Source organism: Nonomuraea sp. B208, from assembly GCF_057536035.1.
On sequence record NZ_BAAJOU010000023.1, the window covers coordinates 251,136 to 267,301 of the forward strand.

Below are 16,166 nucleotides of genomic sequence, written 5' to 3' on the forward strand. Positions count from 1 at the left end.
CCATCCGCCGGCGCTCATGCGGAGTGCGAGCAGCGCTCAGCGACTCCGCGGCTCCCCGTGGCCGACGTCGGAACGTTCCCCGTTGACGTTGAGGGGCCAGCGTAAGGAGTTACCGGAGGAATCGGTGGGAATGAGGTTATTCCGTTATGGGGAAACCTTCCCTTACCGGATCATGGTCGGGCCCGAACACGATGGCCTCCAGCAGGGCGGCCGCGTCCCTGTCGATGACGTGGGCGAGGGCCGCGGGCGCCGGGTCGCCGCTCCTGACGCGCGCCATCAGCCCCTCCCACCTGCGCCGATGCCGGGCGAACGTACGCGCGGCGACCACCCTGCCCCGCTCGTGCTGGCCCGCCAGCGCCGTCTCCGGCGGCGTGTCCAGCAGCAGCAGGTGCAGCCGCGCCCCGTGCCACCTGGCCAGCCGGTCGAAGCCCCGCAGCACCGACGGCGCGCAGCCCCGGTTGTGCGCCACGACCGCGCGCCCGGAGGACAGGGCCCGGCTGATGCGGGCCAGGTGCGTGGCGAAGACGACGGCCCGGCGCACCGGCTGCGGCGCCCATCCGAGCCGGCCCGCCCAGTGCTGCTTGGACTGGTAGGAGTCGATCACCACGACCGCTCCCCGGGCGACGGGGGCGCTCTCCGCGCCGTGCAGCCCGTACAGGCGGCGCAGCAGGGTCGTCTTGCCCGCGCCCGGCAGCCCGGTCAGGATGACCAGGGAGCCGGGCGGATAACGCACCGCGCCGGCGCAGGCCGGATCGTCCAGCACGCTCCACCGTCTCCTTCTCCCCGTGCGCCCCCGGCGTCTCCTCGCGGGGGCGGGTGTCTCCCAGACTGGCCGAGGAAGCGGCCCGGCGCGAATCCGTACGGAACCCGAAGGCCGCTCGTATCGGCCGAATGGTGTGCGGGACGCCGGAAACCCGAGCTAAAGTGCTGTCCAACGCCTTGATCGGTCTCACTCCGGAAGAGCTCGCGGAGTGAGGCCGATTTTCGTTGCTTCTGACCCCCGAGTCACCTCCGCGGCATGTGCGGTGCCTAGCGTCCGACCCAGGGTGGGAAGTATCGGACCCCTTCGAGGCGTTACGCGGTGTATGGATCGGGACGTTACGACCCCCCTGCCCTCGGGTAAAGCGGGAGTCCAGTAAAATCGGCCCGTTCTTTTTGATATTTCAGGACTTCGCGCCCTTGTGGCGACATAGGAGGGTGTGGCATGACGACGGCTGCCCTGCAGACCGTGTTGACCGTTCCGCAGCGCTTCCGCGGCCCGGAAGGAGTCGCCAACGGCGGCTGGATCGCGGGAACGATGGCGGAGGCGCTCAACGGTGGCCGATCAGCCGTCGAGGTCACGCTCCATGCCCCCACCCCGCTGGAGACCGAGCTGCGGCTGGAGCACGTCGCCAACAGCGTCTCCCTCTCCCGCGGCGACGACCTGCTCGTCGAGGCCATTCCGGTGGCCGAGGACCTGAAGGGGCCGGGCTTCGTGCCGTTCAACGACGCCGCCCGCGCCGAGGCCGGCTTCGCCGGGCTCAAGGCGCACCCCTTCGCCGAGTGCTTCGCCTGCGGCCTGCGTGAGCCGGGCGACGGCCTGCGCATCTTCCCCGGCCCGGTGCCCGGCTCCGACCTGGTGGCGGCCGGCTGGCGGGTGCCGTTCACGGTCGCGGGCGAGGACGGCGTGCCGGCCTCGATCATCGGCGCGGTGCTCGACTGCATCACCGGCTGGGCCCACTTCGGCCCCGGCGAGAGCGCGCTGCTCGGCCGCCTCGCCGTCCAGATCCACGGCCAGGTGCACCCCGGCGGGCGCTACTCCGTGGTCGCCCGCCCGACCGGCCGCGACGGCCGCAAGATGTACGGCGAGAGCGGCATCTACGAAGTGGACGGCACGCTGGTGGCCGCGGGCCGGGCCACCTGGATCGCTCCACGCTGACCCCCACGCCGACCCTCACGCTGACCCCGGCGCGAGAACGTCCCGCCCATCCCGCTCCCCGCGGGGTGGGCGGTGCCTTTTCCGGTGTCGTCTCCGCCGGTCACGGGGCCGTGAGCCGGTCCACGACGGTCGCGACGCAGCGGTCGTCGAACACGATCGTGTAGTGGTTGCAGTCGGGGACGACCTCGTCGCGCAGTCCGGGCAGCCGGGCGGTCCAGGGGGCGGCCAGGTCGTCGGGGAGCATCGGCACGTCCTGGTTCAGCAGTCCGCGCGGCGCCCGCAGCAGGGTCATCGGCGCCTTGACCGCCTCCAGCGCGGCCGAGAGCGCGGCCTGCTCGGTGTGCAGCCAGCGGCCGTCCTCGCGCACCGCCTCGGGCACCGCGCGCGAGCGCAGCGCCCCCTCGGGGCCGGTCAGGTCGTAGCGCACGTACTCCTCGACGTCGTCGCTCCAGTGGCCGGCGAAGGCCGGATGGTTCCTGAAGAACTCGACGTACGCCTCCGCCGACGGGTACGTCTGCCGCAGCCGGTCGAGCGCGGGCCCCAGGGCCGCCGCCAGCGCCGCGTCCGGGTCCACGCCCTCGGGCAGCGGCGGGAACGGCAGGCCGCCGTCCACCAGCACCACGCGGGCGAACTCGCGCCGCGCGGCGGCGAGGACGGCCACGTACGCGCCCATGGAGTGGCCGGTCAGTACCGTGCCGCCGTCCGCGCCCACGTGCTCGGCGACGCGCAGGACGTCCTCGGCGTGGCGGGGCAGCCCGTACGAGCCGGGCAGGCCCGCGCTGTGGCCGTGGCCGCGCAGGTCCACGGCGACGAGCGTCCAGTCGTCCGGCAGGCGGCGGGCGACCGCCCCCCAGGACATGAGGGAGGCGGTGATGCCGTGAACGGCGATGATCAGGCGGGGGCCGGAGCCGGCGCGGGCGATGCGCAGGCCGTCCACGTCGTCGAATGCGAAGGTCATGCCCGGATCTTAGGTACCGCCGCTGAGGCTGGCCAATGGGGAAGTTTCTCCCATAATTACCGTTATGCGAATCACGGTCATCGAGCACGAGCGGGAAGCCGGGCTCGGCTACCTCGCCGGGTGGCTCGGCATCGCCTGCGACGTCGTCCGGCCGTACCTGGGGGACGGTGTGCCGGCGCGGGCCGCGGACGGGCTCGTCGTGCTCGGCGGCGCGGCGGCGGCCTGGGAGGACGAGCGCAGCCCCTGGCTGCCCGCCACCCGCGACCTGCTGCGCCGCGCCGTGGACGAGGGCACGCCCACGCTCGGCGTCTGCCTCGGCGCCCAGCTCCTCACCCTGGCCTGCGGCGGCGCGGTGGAGCGGGGCGGGAACGGCCTGGAGGTGGGGCTGTGCGAGGTCTCCGCCCTGCCCGCCGCGCGCGAGGACCGGCTGTTCGCCGGCGTCGGCACGGTGCCCGCCGTCCAGTACCACCAGGACGCGATGACCCGGCTGCCCGAGGGCGCGGTGCCGCTGATGACCGGCTCGCAGTACCCGAACCAGGGCTACCGCCTGGGGGAGGCGGCCTGGGCGGTGCAGTTCCATCCCGAGGCCACCCCGGAGATCTTCGCCTCCTGGACGTACGAGTCCGGCCTGGACGCCGCCGAGGACCTGAACCGGGAGGTCAAGGCGGCGGAGCCGGACCTCGTCGCGGCCTGGCGGCCCGTGGCGCACGCCTTCGCGGCCGTGGTCAGAGAGGGCGCCGTCAGAGAGGGCACCGTCAGGGAAGGCGCCGCCGGAGCGGCCGGCGCCTGAGCGGCCCGCCCTCCGCCGGGCGGCGGGCGCGCGTGAGCAGGTGCGCCAGGCCGTGCACGGCCCCCAGCGCCAGGGGAAGCGCCGCGAGCCCCGCCGCGCCCGCCCGTCCGCCCGCTTCCATGGGCACCCCGGCGGCCTTGAGCCGCCGCCACGCCCACCACGCGTACGGGATCACCACCACGGGCGCGGTCGCCACCCCCGGCGTGTAGCCACGGGCGAGCGCCGACTGCGCCAGGTGCACCACCCCGTGCACCCCGAACCCGGCCAGCACCGTCTGGAAGGCCGGGCTGCGCCCGCCCGTCGCCGCCCCGCGGGCCGCCGCAGCCGCCACGATCCCGCCCATGAGGCCGATGGCCACGTTGACGTGCGCCTGCGACATCTCCAGCCGCTCCCACGGAACGTCGGGAAACCGCTCCTCCAGCCAGGGCCGGGCCTCGCGCAGCCAGCCCGCCATCGTGACCAGCTCCTCGGCGTCGTGGACGGCCCACGCCGCCAGCAGCCCCCATGTCACGCCCGCCGTCACCGCCGGGCTCGCGTCGCCCTCCGTCATACCGGCCTCCTCTCGAAACGCAACGCAACGTTGCGTTGTCATACTAGGGCGATCGGCGCGGCTCCTGCAAAATGGAGAGGTGCCCAGGATCGAATCCACCGCCGCGCGACTCGCCAAGCTCGGTTTCGCCGACGGCGCCCGGGCCGCCCAGCTCGTCCGCCAGGCCGACCCCCGACTCGACGACCTGCTGGAGTCGCTGGTCGACGTCGCCGACCCCGACCTCGCCCTCGGCTCCCTGACCCGGCTCGCCGAACGCGACCCCGCCGTCCTCGACGCGCTCCGCGCCGACGACGGGCTCAGGACCAGGCTGCTCGCCGTGCTCGGCGTCAGCGACGCCCTGGGGGAACACCTCGTACGCCACCCCGGCGACATCGCCCGCCTGGCCCGGCCGGACCAGGACGACCCCAGGGACGAGCTGCTGCGCGCGGTCGGAGCCGACCCCGCCGCGCCCGAGCCGGCGGCGACCGGCGAGGACGTCCTGACGGCGCTCCGCGTGGCCTACCGGGGCCGGCTCATGCACCTGGCCGCCCGCGACCTCACCGGGCAGGCCACGCCGCAGGAGGTCATGGCCGAGCTGTCCGACCTGGCCGGGGCCGCGCTGGAGGCCGCGCTCGCCGTCGCCCGCACCGAGGTGGACGCCTCGGAGGTGAGCCTCGCGGTCATCGGCATGGGCAAGTGCGGCGCCCGCGAGCTCAACTACATCAGCGACGTGGACGTGATCTTCGTCGCCGAGCCGCGCGAGGGCGCCGACGAGACCAAGGCCCTGCGCGCCGCCACCCGCCTGGCCCAGGCCATGATGCGGGCCTGCACCGCGACCACCCCCGAGGGCGCGCTGTGGGAGGTGGACGCGGGCCTGCGCCCCGAGGGCCGCTCGGGGCCGCTGGTGCGCACGCTCGCCAGCCACCTCGCCTACTACCAGCGGTGGGCCAAGACGTGGGAGTTCCAGGCGCTGCTCAAGGCCCGTCCGGTGGCGGGCGACCTCACGCTGGGGGAGTCCTACGTGCAGGCCGTCAACGACCTGGTGTGGGCGGCCGCCACCCGCGAGCACTTCGTCGAGGACGTGCAGGCCATGCGCCGCCGGGTCGAGGCGCACGTCCGCGCCGAGGGCGAGCGCCAGCTCAAGCTGGGCCCCGGCGGGCTGCGCGACATCGAGTTCGCGGTGCAGCTCCTGCAGCTCGTGCACGGGCGGCTCGACCCGCTGCTGCGCCGCCGGGCCACGCTGCCCGCGCTGGCCGCCCTGGCCCGCGGCGGCTACGTCGGCCGCGACGACGCCCGCGGCCTGGCCGAGGCGTACGCGTTCCTGCGCCGGGTCGAGCACCTGCTGCAGCTCCACCGGCTGCGCCGCACCCACATCGTCCCCACCGCGGAGGCCGACCTGCGCAGGCTCGGCCGCGCGCTCGGCATGCACGCCGACCCGGTGGGGGAGTTCACCGCCCGGTGGCGGCGGCACGCAAGGGAGGCGCGGCGGCTGCACGAGAAGCTGTTCTACCGGCCGCTGCTGCAGGCCGTCTCGCGGCTGCAGGAGTCGGAGGCGCGGCTGTCCACGGCCGCCGCCGCCGACCGGCTGGAGGCGCTCGGCTACCTCGACCCCAACGGCGCGCTGCGCCACATCGCCGCGCTCACCTCGGGCGTGTCGCGCCGGGCCGCGATCCAGCGCACGCTGCTGCCGGTCATGCTGGGCTGGTTCGCCGACACGCCCGATCCCGACGCGGCCCTGCTCGGTTTCCGCCAGGTCAGCGACAAGCTCGGCGCCACCCCGTGGTACCTCCGGCTGCTGCGCGACGAGACCGCCGTGGCCGCGCGGATGGCCAAGGTGCTCGGCACCAGCCGCTACGCCACCGGCCTGCTCATGCACGCCCCCGAGGCGGTCGCCCTGCTCGGCTCGGACGAGGAGCTCGCCGTACGCTCCCCTGAGTCGCTGGCCGGCGAGGCCGCGGCGGCGAGCTCCCGCTACGTCGACGACGGCGACCCGGAGACCGCGGTGGCGGCCGTGCGGGCGCTGCGCCGCAGGGAGCTGTTCCGCACCGCCGTGGCCGACCTGTCCGGCCTCATCGACATCGAGGCCGTGGGCTGCGCGTTGTCGGCGCTCAACGACGTCACCCTCCAGGCCGCGCTCGACGCCGCGCTCCGTAAGGCCGGCGACGTCACCTCGTTCGCGATCATCGCCATGGGCCGGCTCGGCGGCCTGGAGTGCTCCTACGCCAGCGACGCCGACGTCATGTTCGTCCACCGGCCGCGTCCGGGGGTGGACGAGCGCGAGGCCACCGACGCCGCCTTCGCCGTCGCCAACGAGCTGCGCAGGCTGCTGTCGCTGCCCGCGCCCGACCCGCCCCTGCTCATCGACCCCGACCTGCGTCCCGAGGGCCGCCAGGGGCCGCTGGTGCGCACGCTCGCCTCCTACCGGGCCTACTACGGGCGCTGGTCGTCGCCGTGGGAGTCGCAGGCGCTGCTGCGGGCCAGGTTCTCGGCCGGGGACGCGGAGCTGGGGGCGGCGTTCACCGCCATGGCGGACGAGCTGCGCTACCCGCAGGGCGGGCTGCCCGACGACGCCATACGCGAGATCCGGCGGCTCAAGGCCCGCATGGAGGCCGAGCGGCTGCCGCGCGGCGCCGACCCGGCCCTGCACACCAAGCTCGGGCCGGGCGGGCTCTCCGACGTGGAGTGGGTGGCCCAGCTCCTGCAGCTCCGGCACGCGGGAACGCTCCCGTCGCTGCGCACCACCCGCACGCTCGACGCGCTGCGCGCCGCCGTCGCCGAGGAGCTGCTGGCCCCCGCCGACGAGGCCGTGCTGGCCGAGTCGTGGCGTTTCGTCTCCCGCGTACGCGACGCGCTCATGCTGGTCAAGGGCCGGCCCGGCGACAGCGTGCCGCGCGACGCGGGCGAGCGCCGGCTCATCGCCCAGACCCTCGGCTATCCGCCCGACGGCTCGGAGGACTTCCTCGACGACTACCGCCGGGTCACCCGCCGCGCCCGCAAGGTGGTGGAATGGGTCTTCTACGGGGGTTGATGGCCGCCGTACCCCGGGTGTATCAAGGCGCGATGTTATCCGTCTACGTGGATCTCGCCCTCGGCCTGGCCGTGACGTTCCTGCTGCTGTCCCTGCTGGTGAGCGGCATCAACGAGGGGGTCGTGCGGCTGCTGTCCATCCGCAGCAAGTTCCTGTGGGCCTACCTCAGGGACACGCTGGACGGCGCCGACCTGAACGGATCCTGGCTGCCCGCCCGCGTACGCGACGTCTTCACCCGGCTGCCGTTCCTGCGTGACCCGCGTCCCCGCTACAGCGACCTGCCCGCCCCGCCCGAGGCCGGCGCGGTGCCCGAGCCGCGGGCCAAGGCCGACGACGCCATGATCAAGCTGCTCTACGAGCGGGTACGCGAGATCGACCACGCCAAGCGCGGGCGCACCAGCATCGCCGACATCCCGCCGGGCCGCTTCTCGGTCGCGGTCATGGAGCTGGCGACGAGCGAGGACGGCGACGTGGAGCGCTTCCTCGCCAAGCTCAAGGCCGCCGACAGCCCGCTGTACGGCCACCTGAAGGGCATCTGGGAGACCGCCCAGCGCGACCTCGACCGCTTCCGCCAGGGCGTCGAGACCTGGTTCGACGGCGAGATGCAACGGCTGTCGCTGCTCTACAAGCGCTACGTCAAGTGGGTGCTCGCCGCGCTGAGCCTGCTGGTGACGCTGGTGTTCACGATGGACGGACTGGAGTACGCCAAGACGCTGCTGCGCGACAACGCCTTCCGCGCCTCGGTGACCGCCGTGTCCGAGGCCGGGCCCGACGCGTACAGCGAGCTGAAGGCCCAGTGCGCGGGCGCGGACCCCGTGCACTGCGTCACCGAGACGATGAGCCAGCCCGCCCTGGTGCGGATGCTCGGCCAGGCCCTGGTGAGCGTGTCGATCCCGGAGCGGGGCGAGCCGAGCGTCGACTGGAACGGCTCCACGTGGTGGGACCGCCTGATGACGCCCAGCCACTGGCCGGGCTTCCTGCTGACGTACGTGGCGCTGCTGTTCGGGGCGCCGTTCTGGTGGGACGTCCTGCGCCGCCTGACGGGGATCCGGTCCCGGCGCTGACGCCGTAGTGTTGGTCGGATGGAGACAGAACGGCTGATCATGCGCAGATGGCGCGAGGAGGACCGCGAGCCCTTCGCGGCCATGAACGCCGACCCCGAGGTCATGGAGCACTTCCCCGCTCTGCTCACGCGCGAGCAGAGCGACACCATGGTGGACCGCATCGAGCGGCAGTTCGACGAGCGCGGCTACGGCCTGTGGGCGCTGGAGGTCATCGGCACCGGTGAGTTCATCGGTTTCACCGGGCTGATCTGGCAGACGTTCGACGCGCCCTTCCTGCCCGCCGCCGAGATCGGCTGGCGGCTGGCCCGCCCGGCCTGGGGTCACGGGTACGCCACCGAGGCCGCCAGGCGGGTGGTCACGTACGCGTTCGAGGAGGCCGGCCTGACGGACATCATCTCCATGACGGCCACCACCAACCTGCGTTCGCAGGCCGTCATGCAGCGCCTCGGCATGACCAGGGACCCGGCCGAGGACTTCGACTTCCCGTCCGTGCCGGAGGGCAGCCCCCTGCGCCGGACCGTCCTCTACCGGCTCAGGGCCGGCAACCCCTGAAGATGATCTCCAGCGTGCGGTCCTGCAGCTCCGGCGTCCAGCCGGACAGCAGGGCCGCCTGCGAGGCGGCCGCCAGCAGGGCGGTCACCTCCTCCAGCCGTACGTCCTCGCGGACCGCGCCGGCCTCCTGAGCGCGGCGCAGCAGCGTCCCCAGGGGCTCGTCCAGCGCCCGGAGCGCGCCGCCGAGCCGCAGGCCCGCCCCGCCGCCCGTGAGCAGCTCCGCCACCGTCCTGCGGGCCGCCGCCGCCTCCACGACCCGCGTGAAGAACGCGAACAGCGCCGTCTTCGGATCGCCGCCCCCCGCCAGCTCGCCCGCCTCGGACACCAGTCGGGCGAGCAGCGCCTTGAAGATCGCGGCGAGCAGGTCGTCCTTGGTCGGGAAGTGCCGGAACACCGTGCCGATCGCCACGCCGGCGCGGGCCGCCACCTCCTCCGTGGACGCCGACGCGCCGCGCTCGGCGAAGACCTCCTCGGCGGCGGCCAGGATGCGCTCGCGGTTGCGCCGGGCGTCGGCACGCAACTGGGCCACCGGCGTCCTCCCTCTCCTCGTTGACAAGCTGAGTGGGCACTCATTATGTTCGCTGAACGTGAGTGCGAACTCAGCTTAATCCCGAGGAGGGCGCCATGAGCGCACGCGAGGTGTTCGACCGGCTGCGGGGCTACCTGAGCGGCGAGCACGACGACGAGGAGGTCTGGGCCGAGGACGTCGTCGTGGAGACCCCGTTCGCCGCCCCCGGACGGCCCCGCAGGATCGAGGGGCGGGCCGCGTTCCTCGGCCTGGCCCGGCCGGGACGGGCCGCGCTGCCGCTCCGGCTGGAGATGAGCGAGGTCACCGTGCACGAGACCGCCGATCCCGACGTCGTCATCGTCGAGTACGAGCTCGGCGCCGCCCTCCCGGGCACCGGCGAGCGGCGCTCGGCCCCCTTCATCGGTGTGCTCAGGGCGCGGGACGGCCAGGTCGCGCACTGGCGGGAATATCAGGACACGCTCCGGGTCGCCGCCGCCACCGGCCGCCTCCCGGACCTCCTGGCCGCCCTCGCACAGGACGCCCCGGAGGCTCAGGACGCCATGGCGTAGAGCACGTCGCGCAGGGCGGGCTCCCGCCCGCGCCGCCACACCAGCCGCAGCGCCAGCGTGAACGGCGGACCGGCGTCGGCGGCGGGCGGGCCCAGGGGGACCAGCGTGCCGGCGGCCAGGTCGGCGTCCACGGCGAAGTCCGGCAGCAGCGCGCTGCCGAGCCCCTGCCTGGCCCACTCGCGGGCGGTCGCGATGCTGGTCAGCTCCCTGCGCGGCCCGGCGTCCCGCAGCCGGTCGGCGGCCAGCCTGATCGAGCAGCCGCGCGGGCTGACCAGCAGCGGCTCGGTGTCACCGCCCGGCGCCGCGACCAGCGACAGCCGCACCTCGCCCACGTCCAGGAAGTCGAGCCCGTCCGGCGGGTCGAAGCCGAGACCGCCCACCCGGGGCCCGGTGTCCAGCAGCAGCGCCGCGTCCAGCCGCCCGTCGGCCACCCCGGCCAGCAGGTCGCGCCGGGTCAGGGCGCGTACGTCCACGTCCAGGTCGGGGCGGCGCTCGGCCAGCCGGCGGATCACCGCGGGCAGCCGGGCCGCGGCCACCATCTCCAGCGCGCCCACCCGTATCCGGCGCCGTTCGGCGGTCACCGCCAGGCGCACCTCCTCGGCGTGATCCAGCAGGCCCCGCGTCCGTTCCAGCAGCACCGCGCCCGGCTCGGTCAGCCGCATCCCCCTGGGCGTCCGCTCGAAGAGCGTCACGCCGAGGCTCCGCTCCAACCGGCGCACCTGCTCCGACACCGAGGCCGGGGCCAGGCCGAGCGCGTGGGCGGCCTCGGTGACCGTCCCGGCCCCCGCCACCGCCACGAACCCCCGCAACTGCCGCAAATCCATGCCGGCCAGCATACGGTTTCCCCGAACGCTCCCTCAGGCCGTCCCTGTTGAGCGGGGTGGGCGGGTTTCCGCAGGCTGGGCGGCATGCGTCTGTTCGGTTTCTCCCTTGCCTACTTCCTGGTGATACTCGACACCACCGTGCTCACCGTCGCCCTGCCCGACCTCCGGGACTCGCTCGGTGGCCCGCCGGCCGGCCAGCAGTGGGCCGTGAACGCCTACACCGTCGCCTTCGCCGCCGCCCTCCTCGCCGGCGGCGCCGTCGCCGACCGCTACGGCGCGGCCCGCGTGTTCAAGCTGGGCGTGGCCGCGTTCGGCGGGCTCTCGCTGCTGTGCGCCGCCGCGCCGCACCTCGGCGTGCTGATCGGGACGCGGGCGCTGCTCGGCGTGGCCGCCGCGCTCTGCACCGGCGGCTCGCTCGGGCTGCTGGCCGAGCTGTACCCCTCGCCCGCCGCCCGGGCCCGCGCGACCGGCGTGTGGGCCGCGCTCACCGGCACCGCGCTCGCCGCCGGGCCGCTGCTCGGCGGACTGCTCGTGGACCTGTACGGCTGGCGCGCCGTCTTCCTCGTCAACGTGCCGCCCGCCGTCGTCAGCCTGCTGGTCATGCGCCCGGTGACCTCCCCTCGCGGCGTACGCGGGATCGACTGGCGGGTGCAGGTCCTCGCGGGCGCGTTCCTCGGACTGCTGGCCGAGGCCCTGATCGACGCCTCGCCCGTCGCGGCCGGGTCGGCGGTGGCCGCGCTGGCGGCCCTGGTGGTGACGGAACGCCGCAGCCACGCCCCGGCCCTGCCCGGCGGCCTGCTCGCCGCCACCTGGCCCGAGCTGCTGGCGGGCGTGGCCGCGAACTTCGCCTTCTCCGGCGCCCTGTTCGTCCTCACCCTGCAGTTCCAGGACGTCCGCCACCTCACCCCGATGGCCGCCGGGCTGGCCTTCCTGCCACTCACGCTCCCCATGACCGTGAACCCGCTGCTCACCGGCCGCCTCGTCGCCCGCCACGGGCCGCGCCCGCCCATCCTCGGCGGCCTCGCCCTCGTCGCGGCCGGGCTGGGCGGGCTGGCGCTCACCGAGGCGGTCGCGCCGTGGCTGGTGGTGATGGGGTTCGGGCTGTCGTTCGTGCTGCCCGCGCTCATGGCCGGGATGGTCGGCCGGGCCCCGGCGGGCACGGCCGGCACGGCGGGCGGCGTGCTCAACGCCTTCCGTCAGGCCGGGGCCACGCTCGGCGTGGCCGTCATGGGCGTGATCGGCCGGCCGCTGCTGGCCGCCGCCGTCCTCACCGCGCTCACCTGCGCCTGCTACGGCCTGGCTACCGCCCGGACCCGCCGGGTCCGGGTATCGTGATCGGTTGTGCGTTTCCAGCATTCCGCCGCCCTGTGGCGCGACTTCCCCGAGCTGGTGCCCGGCGTCCTCGCCGCGCGCGGCCTCAACGCCGGCGTCTCCGTGGACGACCGGCTGGTCCCGTACGCCGAGACGGCCGCAAAGCGCCTGGCCACCGCCACCGAGAGCGAGCTCCCGGAGATCCAGGCATGGCGGCGGGCGTTCACCCGGATGGGGCTCAAGCCCACCCAGTACAGATGCGCCTCGGAGTCGCTGCTGCGCCGCTTCCGCAAGGAGGGCGCCCTGCCCCGGCTCCATCCCCTCATCGACCTGTGCAACGCGGTGTCCATCGCCTACGCGATCCCGGTCGCCGTCTTCGACCTCTCGCGCGTCGCGGGCGACCTGGAGGTGCGGTACGCGACCGGCGAGGAGACCTACCTCACCTTCTCCGGCGACGACGAGCACCCCGCGCCCGGCGAGGTCGTCTTCGCCGACGCCGAGGGCCGCGCCCACGCGCGCCGCTGGACGAACCGGCAGAGCGGGCTGTCCGCCGTACGCCCGGACACCGCCGACGTCCTCATCGTCGCCGAGGCCCTGCACGAGACGGCCCGCGCCGACGTCGAGTCCCTGATGGACGCGCTCGCGGCCGAACTGACCACCCTCTGGCCCGTCGCCGCCCCGCACCCGGCGATCCTCACCCCGTCCGCCCCCCGCTTCGACACCGCCGTCTGACGGGGATCAGCAGTACTCATCGGTCACCCGCCGCCGGAACTCCTCCTCCGTCAGCGCCTCCCCGTCCCAATCGCTCACCCGGCCGCCGCCGACGACCTCGCTGACAAGGAACCCGCGCCCGGTCGGCGAGCCACTCGACAGCTTCACGCTGACGCTGATGTGCGGCGGCACCGCCTCCCGCAGCGGCGTCTCCTGACGGCCGAAGCCGCTCGCGTCCCCGAGAATGATCGTCCCGTACTGCTCCGCCGTCCGTACGGGCAGGGATGCCTGCCACACCAGGCGCCAGGTCTCGTGCTCCTGCACCTTGACGGCGGAGACCGCCTCGCCGTCGCACAGAGGCACCACGATCTTGAGCTGCCCGCCGTCCGTACGCTCCAGGCCGACCGGCCGAGGCATAGGGTCGCCGAGGACGGGCACCACGCACCCCGCCACCGTCACCGCCACCAACCCGAGGCAGAGGACGTACCCCCGCCGGACGCGCTCGCCCATTGATGCTCCGTCCGTCCAGATGGTCGTGATCCCTTGGACGACGAACGAGCGCCTTTGGTTGGACCGGCCCGGCGGTTCCTCATGTCCTGATGCGGCCGCGCGAGGAAGGAAAACCTCTCCGTGGCGGGTGTCGACAGGCCGGCCGGACGGCTATTGGCTATAGCCGTGGCTAGCGCTCATAGCACCTCGCCCCCCAACGCCCGCCGGCTCGCGCGACGCCAGGCGACGATCGACGAGGCGCTGGACATCGCGGTCTCGATCATGGAGTCGGCCGGCGTCGCAGGGGTGTCGATGTCGGAGATCGCGCGGCGTCTGGGCATGCGCCAGCCCTCCCTCTACAAGTACTTCTCCTCGCTGCACGCCGTGTACGACGCCCTGTTCGCCCGGGGGATCGCGCGCAGCGAGGCGGCCGTCCGGGCCGCCGTCGAGCCGCTGCCCCCCGGAGTGCACCGGATCAGGGCGTCGGCCCGGGCGCTCGTGCGCTGGGCGGTGGAGAACCCCGCACTGGCCCAGCTGCTGTTCTGGCGGCCCGTGCCCGGATTCACCCCCACCCCGGAGACGTTCGCCGCGAGCGCCCGGCAGATGGAGGCGGCGCTCGCCGAGTTCGCCGAGGCCGTACGCCTGGGCCACCTGACCGCGGAGGCGGCTACGCCCGAGGCGCTGCGGCTCTACACCGTCGTGCTGAGCGGCCTGATCTCCCAGCAGCTGGCCAACGAGCCCGCGGCCGACTACGAGACCGGTATGTTCACCGGCCTCACCGAGACCGCGCTCGACCTGTTCTTCGCCCGATACACGACGATCGGAGGCACTGGTGCAGACACTCGACCATGACCAGGTGAGCCTGTATGTCGACGCTCCGCCCGAGGCGGTGTACGACCTGGTCAGCGATGTGACGAGAACACCCGAGTTCAGCCCGGAGATCCTGCGCTGCACGTGGCTGGACGGGGCGACGGATCCGGCCGTGGGCGCCCGGTTCGAAGCGGTCAACAAGGTCCGCAGGGGCCCGGCGTGGAAGAACCGCCCGGTCGTCGTCGAGGCGCGGCCGGGACGGGAGTTCGCCTTCTCCCGCACCGAGAAGTTCGCCGGCACGCTCGTCTGGCGCTACCGGCTCGAACCTGACGGCCCAGGCACCAGGCTGGAGGAGTCCTACGACGTCACCGAACCACTCACCCGCATCGGGTGGTTCATCATCGGCACGCTGTTCGGCTGCCACGACCGCCGCGCCGAGTTGCGGGAGGGCATGCGGCAGACCCTGGAGCGGATCCGCGAGACGGCCGAGGCAGGGGTGAGGCGGCGGGACCCTTCGCCCACGCCGCCCGACCTCGACTGACAGAGGACACCGCGCGGTGAACACGCACGTCACCGCGCGGTCGCCGGTCACACGTCGTAGTAGAGCTCGAACTCGTGCGGGTGCGGCCGGAGGCGGATCGGGTCGACCTCGTTCTCCCGCTTGTACGACAGCCACGTCTCGATCAGGTCAGGCGTGAAGACGCCGCCTTCGAGCAGGTAGTCGTGGTCCTCCTCCAGCGCGTTGAGCACGTCGCTGAGCGAGCCGGGCACCTGCGGGATGTTGCGGGCCTCCTCGGGCGGGAGCTCGTAGAGGTCCTTGTCGACGGGCTCCGGCGGCTCGATCTTGTTGCGGATGCCGTCGATGCCCGCCATGAGCATCGCCGCGAAGGCGAAGTACGGGTTGCACGACGGGTCGGGCACCCGGAACTCGATGCGCTTGGCCTTCGGGTTGGAGCCCGTGATCGGGATGCGGACGCAGGCCGACCGGTTGCGCTGCGAGTAGACCAGGTTGACCGGCGCCTCGTAGCCCGGCACCAGGCGGTGGTAGGAGTTGACCGTCGGGTTGGTGAAGGCCAGCAGCGACGGCGCGTGCTTGAGCAGGCCGCCGATGTAGTAGCGGGCCGTGTCGGACAGGCCCGCGTAGCCGACCTCGTCGTAGAACAGCGGCGAGCCGTCCTTCCACAGCGACTGGTGGCAGTGCATGCCGGAGCCGTTGTCACCGAAGATCGGCTTGGGCATGAACGTGACCGTGTGGCCGAACTCCATCGCCGTGCTCTTGATGATGTACTTGTACAGCATCAGGTTGTCGGCGGTCTTGAGCAGCGTCCCGAACTTGAAGTCGATCTCCGCCTGGCCGGCCGTGCCCACCTCGTGGTGCTGCATCTCGACGTCGATGCCGCACTCGATGAGGTTGCGGACCATCTCCGAACGCAGGTCGGTGAAGTGGTCCATCGGCGGCACCGGGAAGTAGCCGCCCTTGTAGCGCGGCTTGTAGCCGAGGTTGCCGCCCTCGGTGGCCTTGCCGGTGTTCCAGGCGCCCTCGATGGAGTCGATGTAGTAGTAGCCGGCGTTCTGGCGGGTCTCGAACCGGACGTCGTCGAAGATGTAGAACTCGGCCTCAGGGCCGAAGTAGACCGTGTCGGCGATGCCGGTGCCCTTGAGGTATTCCTCCGCCTTGCGGGCGACGTTGCGCGGGTCGCGGCTGTAGGCCTCGCCGGTCAGCGGGTCGTGCACGAAGAAGTTGATGTTGAGCGTCTTGTGCTGCCTGAACGGGTCCACGACGGCGCTGGACGGGTCGGGCAGCAGAAGCATGTCCGACTCGTGGATCTGCTGGAAACCACGGATCGACGAACCGTCGAACATGAGCCCGTCTGTGAAGACGCTCGCGCCGAAGTTCTCTACCGGGAAGGTGAAGTGGTGCGTCGTCCCCGGCAGGTCGGTGAACCTGACATCGACGAACTGCACCCCTTCGTCACTGATGAACTTCAGGACGTCGTCGGCGGAGTTGAACACTCTCGAACCTCCCTGGGGACTGGCCATCATTGCGACGCTAGGGCTAAGGCGTTTCCACATGGTGTCCCGATTGTTTCGCACATGTTACGCAG

General features: G+C 73.2%; 17 protein-coding genes. 10 read left to right on the forward strand and 7 right to left on the reverse strand.

Annotation, left to right across the window (positions count from 1 at the left end; translation table 11 throughout):
- Positions 1 to 136 precede the first annotated feature (136 nt).
- Positions 137 to 763 carry an AAA family ATPase gene (locus AC27IY_RS25035; protein WP_423472493.1) on the reverse strand — a complete coding sequence of 209 codons (627 nt, stop codon included), beginning with the start codon at positions 761 to 763 and terminating at the stop codon, positions 137 to 139.
- Between the two features lie 441 nt (positions 764 to 1,204).
- Between AC27IY_RS25035 and AC27IY_RS25040 the strand changes: the two genes are divergently transcribed.
- Positions 1,205 to 1,918, forward strand: a complete 714-nt coding sequence (locus AC27IY_RS25040) for a PaaI family thioesterase (protein WP_344214512.1) — start codon at positions 1,205 to 1,207, stop codon at positions 1,916 to 1,918.
- Positions 1,919 to 2,018: 100 nt separating this feature from the next.
- Here AC27IY_RS25040 and AC27IY_RS25045 read toward each other — a convergent pair whose 3' ends face one another.
- A complete protein-coding gene (locus AC27IY_RS25045) occupies positions 2,019 to 2,876 on the reverse strand; it encodes an alpha/beta hydrolase (RefSeq protein WP_487179338.1) in 858 nt (285 codons plus the stop codon).
- 64 nt (positions 2,877 to 2,940) lie between these two features.
- Between AC27IY_RS25045 and AC27IY_RS25050 the strand changes: the two genes are divergently transcribed.
- The gene (locus tag AC27IY_RS25050) at positions 2,941 to 3,666 is read left to right on the forward strand and encodes a type 1 glutamine amidotransferase (protein WP_487179339.1); all 726 of its coding nucleotides are present in this window, start codon (positions 2,941 to 2,943) and stop codon (positions 3,664 to 3,666) included.
- Here AC27IY_RS25050 and AC27IY_RS25055 read toward each other — a convergent pair.
- Positions 3,632 to 4,216 (reverse strand): HXXEE domain-containing protein, encoded by a 585-nt coding sequence (locus AC27IY_RS25055; RefSeq protein WP_487179340.1) that lies wholly within the window; start codon positions 4,214 to 4,216, stop codon positions 3,632 to 3,634. The genes AC27IY_RS25050 and AC27IY_RS25055 overlap by 35 nt on opposite strands.
- A gap of 79 nt (positions 4,217 to 4,295) precedes the next feature.
- Here AC27IY_RS25055 and AC27IY_RS25060 point away from each other — a divergent pair, with 79 nt between their 5' ends.
- Genes AC27IY_RS25060 through AC27IY_RS25070 form a run of 3 tightly spaced genes read left to right on the forward strand, consistent with a single transcriptional unit; the run spans position 4,296 to position 8,839 of the window.
- Positions 4,296 to 7,223, forward strand: coding sequence for a bifunctional [glutamine synthetase] adenylyltransferase/[glutamine synthetase]-adenylyl-L-tyrosine phosphorylase (locus AC27IY_RS25060; protein WP_487179341.1), 2,928 nt, complete (start codon positions 4,296 to 4,298; stop codon positions 7,221 to 7,223).
- Positions 7,224 to 7,255: 32 nt separating this feature from the next.
- On the forward strand, positions 7,256 to 8,287 hold the full coding sequence (locus tag AC27IY_RS25065) for a hypothetical protein (protein ID WP_364445779.1): 1,032 nt from the start codon (positions 7,256 to 7,258) through the stop codon (positions 8,285 to 8,287).
- A gap of 18 nt (positions 8,288 to 8,305) precedes the next feature.
- Complete coding sequence (locus AC27IY_RS25070; protein WP_344214524.1) at positions 8,306 to 8,839, forward strand: GNAT family N-acetyltransferase; 534 nt, start codon at positions 8,306 to 8,308, stop codon at positions 8,837 to 8,839.
- Here the strand turns inward: AC27IY_RS25070 and AC27IY_RS25075 are convergent.
- On the reverse strand, positions 8,820 to 9,368 hold the full coding sequence (locus AC27IY_RS25075) for a TetR/AcrR family transcriptional regulator (protein WP_344214526.1): 549 nt from the start codon (positions 9,366 to 9,368) through the stop codon (positions 8,820 to 8,822). The genes AC27IY_RS25070 and AC27IY_RS25075 overlap by 20 nt on opposite strands.
- Positions 9,369 to 9,463: 95 nt before the next feature.
- Between AC27IY_RS25075 and AC27IY_RS25080 the strand changes: the two genes are divergently transcribed.
- Positions 9,464 to 9,916 carry a nuclear transport factor 2 family protein gene (locus tag AC27IY_RS25080; protein WP_487179342.1) on the forward strand — a complete coding sequence of 151 codons (453 nt, stop codon included), beginning with the start codon at positions 9,464 to 9,466 and terminating at the stop codon, positions 9,914 to 9,916.
- Here AC27IY_RS25080 and AC27IY_RS25085 read toward each other — a convergent pair.
- Positions 9,898 to 10,740: a LysR family transcriptional regulator gene (locus AC27IY_RS25085; RefSeq protein WP_487179343.1), complete on the reverse strand. Its 843-nt coding sequence runs from the start codon at positions 10,738 to 10,740 to the stop codon at positions 9,898 to 9,900. The genes AC27IY_RS25080 and AC27IY_RS25085 overlap by 19 nt on opposite strands.
- A gap of 84 nt (positions 10,741 to 10,824) precedes the next feature.
- Here AC27IY_RS25085 and AC27IY_RS25090 point away from each other — a divergent pair, with 84 nt between their 5' ends.
- Together AC27IY_RS25090 and AC27IY_RS25095 are read left to right on the forward strand one after the other, a co-directional pair.
- Entirely contained in the window at positions 10,825 to 12,075 is a 1,251-nt protein-coding gene (locus AC27IY_RS25090) for an MFS transporter (protein ID WP_487179344.1), read from the forward strand.
- A 6-nt stretch (positions 12,076 to 12,081) separates the two neighbouring features.
- Positions 12,082 to 12,783 carry a B3/B4 domain-containing protein gene (locus AC27IY_RS25095; protein WP_487179345.1) on the forward strand — a complete coding sequence of 234 codons (702 nt, stop codon included), beginning with the start codon at positions 12,082 to 12,084 and terminating at the stop codon, positions 12,781 to 12,783.
- 6 nt (positions 12,784 to 12,789) lie between these two features.
- Here the strand turns inward: AC27IY_RS25095 and AC27IY_RS25100 are convergent, their stop codons facing one another.
- Positions 12,790 to 13,272, reverse strand: coding sequence for a hypothetical protein (locus tag AC27IY_RS25100; RefSeq protein ID WP_487179346.1), 483 nt, complete (start codon positions 13,270 to 13,272; stop codon positions 12,790 to 12,792).
- A 165-nt stretch (positions 13,273 to 13,437) separates the two neighbouring features.
- Here AC27IY_RS25100 and AC27IY_RS25105 point away from each other — a divergent pair, with 165 nt between their 5' ends.
- Together AC27IY_RS25105 and AC27IY_RS25110 are read left to right on the forward strand one after the other, a co-directional pair.
- Positions 13,438 to 14,103: a TetR/AcrR family transcriptional regulator gene (locus AC27IY_RS25105; RefSeq protein ID WP_487179347.1), complete on the forward strand. Its 666-nt coding sequence runs from the start codon at positions 13,438 to 13,440 to the stop codon at positions 14,101 to 14,103.
- A gap of 4 nt (positions 14,104 to 14,107) precedes the next feature.
- Complete coding sequence (locus tag AC27IY_RS25110; RefSeq protein ID WP_487179348.1) at positions 14,108 to 14,602, forward strand: SRPBCC family protein; 495 nt, start codon at positions 14,108 to 14,110, stop codon at positions 14,600 to 14,602.
- A 47-nt stretch (positions 14,603 to 14,649) separates the two neighbouring features.
- On the opposite strand, the gene glnA is transcribed toward AC27IY_RS25110, so the two are convergent.
- Positions 14,650 to 16,074, reverse strand: a complete 1,425-nt coding sequence (glnA, locus tag AC27IY_RS25115; RefSeq protein ID WP_329580929.1) for a type I glutamate--ammonia ligase — start codon at positions 16,072 to 16,074, stop codon at positions 14,650 to 14,652.
- Positions 16,075 to 16,166: the final 92 nt, after the last annotated feature.